At 68.8% G+C, this 6,738-nt stretch carries 5 protein-coding genes and 1 pseudogene; 3 read left to right on the top strand and 3 right to left on the bottom strand.

The genetic code is table 11. The features are described from left to right. The 3 genes from ACI6PP_RS22615 to ACI6PP_RS22605 form a co-directional block, all read left to right on the top strand. A partial coding sequence (locus ACI6PP_RS22615) for a thiamine pyrophosphate-dependent enzyme (protein ID WP_421113990.1) occupies positions 1-1,584 on the top strand: 1,584 nt, incomplete at its 5' end. Continuing rightward, positions 1,581-3,035 carry an NAD-dependent succinate-semialdehyde dehydrogenase gene (locus tag ACI6PP_RS22610; RefSeq protein ID WP_421113989.1) on the top strand — a complete coding sequence of 485 codons (1,455 nt, stop codon included), beginning with the start codon at positions 1,581-1,583 and terminating at the stop codon, positions 3,033-3,035. The genes ACI6PP_RS22615 and ACI6PP_RS22610, both read left to right, overlap by 4 nt. Beyond that, positions 3,032-4,738: a dihydroxy-acid dehydratase gene (locus tag ACI6PP_RS22605; protein ID WP_421113988.1), complete on the top strand. Its 1,707-nt coding sequence runs from the start codon at positions 3,032-3,034 to the stop codon at positions 4,736-4,738. Before ACI6PP_RS22610 ends, ACI6PP_RS22605 begins: the two co-directional genes overlap by 4 nt. A 114-nt stretch (positions 4,739-4,852) precedes the next feature. Here the strand turns inward: ACI6PP_RS22605 and ACI6PP_RS22600 are convergent. The 3 genes and pseudogenes from ACI6PP_RS22600 to ACI6PP_RS22590 form a co-directional block, all read right to left on the bottom strand. Continuing rightward, positions 4,853-5,302 (bottom strand): annotated as a pseudogene (locus ACI6PP_RS22600) (IS30 family transposase); the annotation flags it as partial. A gap of 77 nt (positions 5,303-5,379) precedes the next feature. Further along, positions 5,380-5,724 carry a helix-turn-helix domain-containing protein gene (locus tag ACI6PP_RS22595; RefSeq protein WP_421113987.1) on the bottom strand — a complete coding sequence of 115 codons (345 nt, stop codon included), beginning with the start codon at positions 5,722-5,724 and terminating at the stop codon, positions 5,380-5,382. A gap of 460 nt (positions 5,725-6,184) precedes the next feature. Further along, on the bottom strand, positions 6,185-6,738 hold a 554-nt coding region (locus ACI6PP_RS22590; RefSeq protein ID WP_421113986.1), incomplete at its 5' end, for a DnaB-like helicase C-terminal domain-containing protein.

Here is a 6,738-nt window from a genome sequence, read left to right as displayed (position 1 = left end):
GGAGAGAAGGCCGCCGTGTTCACGTCCATCGGGCCCGGGGCGCTGCAGGCGCTCGCAGGCAGCCTGGCGGCGGCCAGTGACGGTGTGGGTGTGTGGCACGTTTACGCCGACGAGACGACACAAGCCGAAGGCCCCAACATGCAGCAGCTCACCGGGGAGCGTCAGGAACAGTTCCTGCGCGTCTGCGCCGAGATGGGGCCGGCGTACACATTGCACACACCCGAGGCCCTGCCCGAGGCGTTGCGTCGCGGCCTGAACGCGGTCGAGCACCCGCACCGAGGTCAGCCCTTCTTCCTGCTGCTGCCCATCAACACCCAACCCCAGGTGATGCACGACTTTCGGATCCGGTCGCTGCCGGTCGGCGCGCCACCGCCACTGGGGGCCGCGGCTGACGGTGGCCGGTACGCCGAGGCTGCGCGACAGCTGCTCGCCGCGGATCGGGTCGTGGTCCGGGTCGGCGGGGGAGCTCGCGGGTTGGGCGCACCGCTGCGCCGGCTGCTGGACCTGGTCGACGGGTTCGCCGTGGTCTCTCCGGTCGCCAGCGGCACGCTGGCCTACGACGACCCCCGCAACCAGACCGTCGGAGGCTCGAAGGGGTCCATCGCCGGCAACTTCGCGATGGAGAACGCCGACCACCTCCTGGCGATCGGGTCCCGCGCGGTTTGCCAGGCCGATATGTCGCGCACCGGCTATCCCCAGGTCCGTCAGGTCACCAACATCAACACCGACCCCGGGGCGGCGCTGCACTACGCCAACACCGTCGCATTGGTGGGTGCCGCCGAGCCCACCCTCGAGAAGCTCATCGAGGCACTCGAGGCACTGGGTGCCACCCCGCAGGGCCTGGACAGCCCATGGGCTCGGAGCAACCAGCAAGCCTGGCAGGAGTGGGTGGCGTTCAAGGACGAGCGCTTCGGCCAACCGACCCTGCACGACGAGATGTGGGGGCGCGACGTGCTGACCCAGCCGGCAGCGATCCGGGCGGTCACGGCATGGGCGCGGGCCAACCAGCACGTCACCTTCTTCGACGCCGGTGACGTGCAGGCAAATGGCTTTCAGATCAACGAGGACGACCGGCCGGGCCAGACCATCACCGAGACCGGCGCCTCCTACATGGGCTTCTCGGCCAGCGCGCTGCTCGCGACCGCCATCAGCGACTCCGACCTGCGCGCCGTCGCGATGACCGGTGACGGCTCGTTCACCATGAACCCCCAGGTCCTCATCGATGGCGTGCAGCACGGGGCTCGCGGCATCATCGTCCTGCTCGACAACCGCCGTCAGGGGGCGATCTCGTCCCTGCAACGCGCCCAGTACGGGATCGACTACTCCACCAACGACCAGGTCGCCGTCGACTACGTCGCCTGGGCCTCGGCGGTGGCCGGGGTCCACGCCGCCCACGGCGGCAGCAGCGTCGGTGACCTCACCGCCGCCTTGGACCGAGCCGCCACCCACGACGGCCTCAGCCTCATCCACGTCCCTGTCTACTTCGGCGACGACCCGCTCGGCGGGCTCGGCTCGTTCGGTAGATGGAACGTGGGGAGCTGGGTCGACGCCACCCAGAAGCTGCGTAAGGAGATGACGATTTGAGCACCATCGCAGGCATCGAGGTCCCGACCGGTCTGCTGATCGACGGCGAGTGGCGCCCGGCGTCGGACGGCGCCACGATGGCTGTCGACGACCCCGCCACCGAGGAGACCGTGGCCCACGTCGCGAGCGCCACCGCTGCCGACGTCGACGACACCATCGACGGGGCGCGCCGCGGCTTCGCGCACTGGCGCGGGGTCGATGCGTGGGGCCGCTCGGCGATCCTGCGCGAGACCGCCCGCCTCATTCGACAGCGCGTCGAGGACATCGCCACCGTCATGACGACCGAGCAGGGCAAGCCGCTCGCGGAGTCACGAGCCGAGACCCACGCCACGGCCGACCAATTCGACTGGTACGCGGACGAGGCACGCCGCATCTACGGACGCTTCGTCGACGGTCACGGCCCCGGGCGCCGGATCATGGTCCGTCGAGAGCCCGTCGGCGTGGTCGCCGCGTTCAGCACCTGGAACTTCCCCGCCCTGCTCGCCTCACGCAAGATCGCGCCAGCGCTCGCCGCCGGCTGCTCGGTCGTTGTCAAGCCGGCCGAGGAGACCCCGCTGACGACGCTTCTCCTGCTGCAGATCCTCGTCGACGCTGGCCTGCCCGCCGGTGCCGTCCAGTCACTGACCGGTGACCCCGCCATGATCAGCGAGGCACTCGTGCGGTCCGAGCACGTCCGTCACGTCAGCCTCACCGGGTCGGTCCCGATCGGGCAGACCGTCATGCGCGCCGCCGCCGAGGGCATCACGTCGGTCTCGATGGAGCTCGGCGGGCACGCGCCCGTGCTGATCTTCGGTGACGCCGACGTCGAGGCGGCAGCCCGGCTGTGCGTCGGCGCCAAGTTCCGCAACGCCGGCCAGGTCTGTGCCTCACCCAGCCGCTTCTTCGCGCACGAGAGCATCGCGGAGCAGTTCACCTCGGCCTTCGTCGACGCCGCCCGCGCCCTACGGGTCGGGGACGGCCGCGCCCCGGACACCGACGTCGGCCCACTCACCAATGATCGGCGTCTTGCCGCTGCCGAGCGCCTCGTCGCCGACGCGTCGGACCTCGGTGGCCGTGTCGTCGCCGGTGGACGGCGCACCGCGGGTCTGAGCAGAGGCAACTTCTACGACCCCACCGTGATCACCGATGTCGACGCTGATGCACGGATCATGCACGAGGAGCCTTTCGCACCGGTCGCCCCGATCGGCAGCTTCACCGACCTGGAGCACGCCCTTGCGTTGGCCAACGGCACCGATTTCGGGCTCGCCAGCTACGTCTTCACCCGAGACCTTGCCACCGCCTTCGAGGCCAGCGAGAGGATCGAGGCTGGAATGGTGGCCGTCAATCACATGGCGATCGCCACCGCCGAGGCGCCGTTCGGCGGGGTCAAGAAGTCCGGCTTCGGACGCGAGGGCGGCGCTGAAGGTATCGACGACTACACCGTGACCAAGTACGTGAGCGTGGCCCTGTGACCAACGACGTGACGACCACCGAACCCGTCGGCGGCTTCGACCGACGGCTCACCAGCTACGGAGACCCCGGGCTCAGCAAGTTCTTGCGTCGAGCGTTCCTCGCGTCGTCGGGGCTGGACGGAAAGGACCTCGCCAAGCCGGTCGTCGGCATCTGCAACACGGCGTCGGACTACACGACCTGCCACCGCGACATGCCCGCGTTGATGGACGCGGTGAAGCGCGGCGTCCTCGAGGCCGGTGGCCTGCCGTTCCAGTTCACCGCGATGTCGCTAGGCGAGATCCTGATGAACCCCACCACCATGATGTTCCGGAACCTGATGGCGATGGAGGTCGAGGAGCAGATCACCGCACAGCCGATGGACGCCGTCGTCCTGCTCGGAGGATGCGACAAGACCGTCCCCGCCGAGCTCATGGCCGCAGCCTCGGCCGACATCCCCGCCATCGCCCTAGTCGTGGGCCCCATGATGACCGGCAGCTGGCGCGGCGAGCGGCTGGGGGCCTGCACCGACTGCCGCCGCATGTGGACCGACTTCCGGGGCGACGAGCTCAACGACGACGAGGTGGCTGAGGTCAACGCACAGCTGTGCCCCACCGCAGGAACCTGCATGGTGATGGGCACCGCGTCGACGATGGGTTCGGTCCTCGAGGCGCTCGGCATGACGCTGCCGCGGGCAGGCACTGCACCGGCGGTCTCGTCCGAGCGGCTTCGTCTCGGTGTGTCCACCGGGCGTCGCGCGGTCGAGCTCATTGCCGAGGACCTTCGGCCCTCGCAGATCCTGACGCGCGAGTCGTTCCACAACGCACTGGTGACCTTGTCCGCGCTGTCGGGCTCAACGAACGCGATCATCCACCTCACCGCCATCGCCCGTCGTCTGGGCATCACGCTCGACCTGCAGGACTTCCACCGCGCTGCCGAGAAGACCCCCGTGCTGGTCGACTGCAAGCCTGCCGGGAGCCGCTACCTGCCCGACTTTCACGTCGCAGGCGGCATGCCCACCCTGCTCAAGGAGCTCGAGACGCTGCTCGAGCGCGACACCCTCACCATCACCGGCAAGACCATGGGGGAACAGCTCGACGTGTGGGAGCCGGCGCAGCCATGGCAGGACATGATCCGGACCCTCGACGATCCCCTCAAGCCCGCCGGCGCGCTCGTTGCCCTGTCCGGGTCGCTGTTCCCCGACGGCGCGGTCATCAAGGCGGCCGCCGCGTCACCGGACCTGATGAAGCATCGCGGTCGGGCGGTGGTGTTCGAGTCCCTCGATGACGTCGAGGCCCGTCTGGAAGACCCCAGCCTGAACATCACCCCGGACGACATCCTGGTCCTGCGCAACATCGGGCCCGCGGCGACCGGGATGCCCGAGGCCGGGGCCATCCCCATTCCCAAGCATCTGGCTCGACGCGGCGTGCGCGACATGGTCCGAGTCTCGGACGGCCGGATGAGTGGAACCGCCTATGGAACCGTCGTCCTGCACGGAGCACCCGAGTCCGCGCGAGGAGGTCCCATCGCGCTGGTCCGCGACGGCGACGAGATCGAGCTCGACGTCGAGGCCGGGCGGATCGACCTGCTCGTCGACGAAAACGAGCTCGAGCGACGGCGCGCCGCCACGCCCCCACTCCCGGCTCCACCAGCACGCGGTTGGCGACGTCTCTACGCTGAGCGCGTGCTGCAGGCCGACCAGGGTGCGGACCTGGACTTCCTCTAGCCACAGGCGCCCGTGGACGGATTCCGCTTCGTTAAAGAAGCCCTCGTACCGGCGCCCCTCGCCTGCTAGTCGGGGACGGCGGTCGGCGTCCCGCCGGGGAAGGTGCTGGCCGAGCGTGCCGATCAAGGCCACCAGTGCGTCGCGGACCTTGGGTGCGGCGTGCCCGTCGGGCAGGTGGACCAGCAGGCAGTAACGGGTTTGGCGCTCGACCAGGGTGCCAATCGCCGAGCGGCAGTCCGACCCCAAGATCAGCTCGCCCTCCCAGTGGCCCGGAACAGCACGATCATCGGCTTCTGCTGGTCGCTGGCTGATCGAGACCATGCCAGGGATCTTGGACTTGTTCGCGCCACCGGTGAACCCTCGTGGGCGTCGCCAAGCCCGCCCGGTGCGCAGGTGGCGGTGCAGCTCGGTTCGCAATTGCCCGCGGCCCTGGACGAACAACGACTGGTAGATCGTCTCGTGGCTCACGCGCATCGATCCCTGCTCGCCGTGCTCCCTGGCCAGGTGCAGGCTGATCTGCTCGGGTCTCCACTTCAAGCAGAGCTTGGCCTGGACCGCCCACGCTAGCTGCGGGTGGTCGAGCTGAAGGCCTTGGGCCGCCGGGCCCGCAACCCGGCCCGCTTATGCGCCGCATACGGGGCTTACTTCGACCGCCGCGAACGAACCGACCCAGACCCGGGCACCTCCGGGTGGTTCGGAGCCAGCTCGCGACTGATCGTCGACGGCGCCCGACCCAGTCGGCCGGCGATCGCCCGTATCGACTCACCGGCCAGCCGCAGGTCAGCGATGAGCAGCCGTTCCTGAAGCGACAAGAACCTGCCTGACACCTCACGCGGCACCGCCGGCAGCCGCCCACCTGACGCGCGCCGCCACCGATAGCCCTGACGTCGATCCACCCCGTCAGCATCACAAGCCTGCGAGAACGTCGACCCCGACCTCACCAGCTCCCAGAACCGGGCCTGTTGCTCAAGCCGGCCTGTCGCCATGTCGAAACCACCACCACAACACCTTCACGATCACGGTGTTGCGACGACCGCCTGAACTCGCCATTCTGCTATGGGCACGCGCCCCGAGACGGTGGCGCCAGTCCACGCTCACCGCCGGACGTCGTCTAGCGGCTTGCTAAATCTGTCTGACGAAGCAGTCTGCTCGCGACTCGAATCACCCCGGCCGCCAAGACCAATAGCACCACCGCCACCCAGATCATGACGGACCAGCGTGCCACGGTCGCGTGAAAGTTCTCGATGCAGCCGAACGGCTGCCAGATCTGTCCACAACCAAAGGTGATCTCGAACTCGGGCCGGGGCGGCACCGTGACCCAGAGAAGGGCCACGCACACCCCAGACCCGACCACACCGAGGAGTTCCCACGAGTACGCCCGGGCGAACCGCGATCGCATTCCTCGACGTGACCGGACCAGGGCCACGCACGTCGAGCCCCAGTCCGTCAGCCGAACTCCTTGGCCATGTCGGTGAAGCGGGAGTAGTGGCCCTGGAAGGTCACGGTGCAGGTGCCGGGCTGGCCCGAGCGGTTCTTGGCCAGGATGAAGTCGGCCTCGCCGAGTCGCTCGGACTCGTCCTCGTACATGTCGGGGCGGTGCAGCAGCAGCACCATGTCGGCGTCCTGCTCGATCGAGCCCGACTCGCGCAGGTCCGACAGCATCGGACGCTTGTCGGTGCGCTGCTCCGAACCTCGGTTGAGCTGGCTGATCGCGATGATCGGGACCTCGAGCTCCTTGGCCAGCAGCTTGATCTGGCGGGAGAACTCCGAGACCTCGACCTGGCGGGACTCGACCTTGCGGCCCGACGTCATCAGCTGCAGGTAGTCCAGCACGATCAGCTTGAGGTCGTGGCGCTGCTTGAGCCGCCGCGCCTTGGCTCGGATCTCCATCATCGTCATGTTCGGCGAGTCGTCGATGAACAGCGGCGCCTCGGACACCTCGCCCATCCGCCGGGCCAGCTTGGCCCACGCCTCGTCGTCGAGCTGGCCCGAGCGCATCT

Source organism: Solicola agrisoli (assembly GCF_049059935.1).
Lineage (GTDB): Bacteria > Actinomycetota > Actinomycetes > Propionibacteriales > Nocardioidaceae > JAURVT01.
This window is presented reverse-complemented; position numbering and strand designations above follow the sequence as displayed.

Coding starts and splice junctions, on each gene's coding strand:
- ACI6PP_RS22595 (WP_421113987.1), bottom strand. CDS start 5,724: ATGGCGACAGGCCGGCTTGAGCAACAGGCCCGGTTCTGGGAGCTGGTG.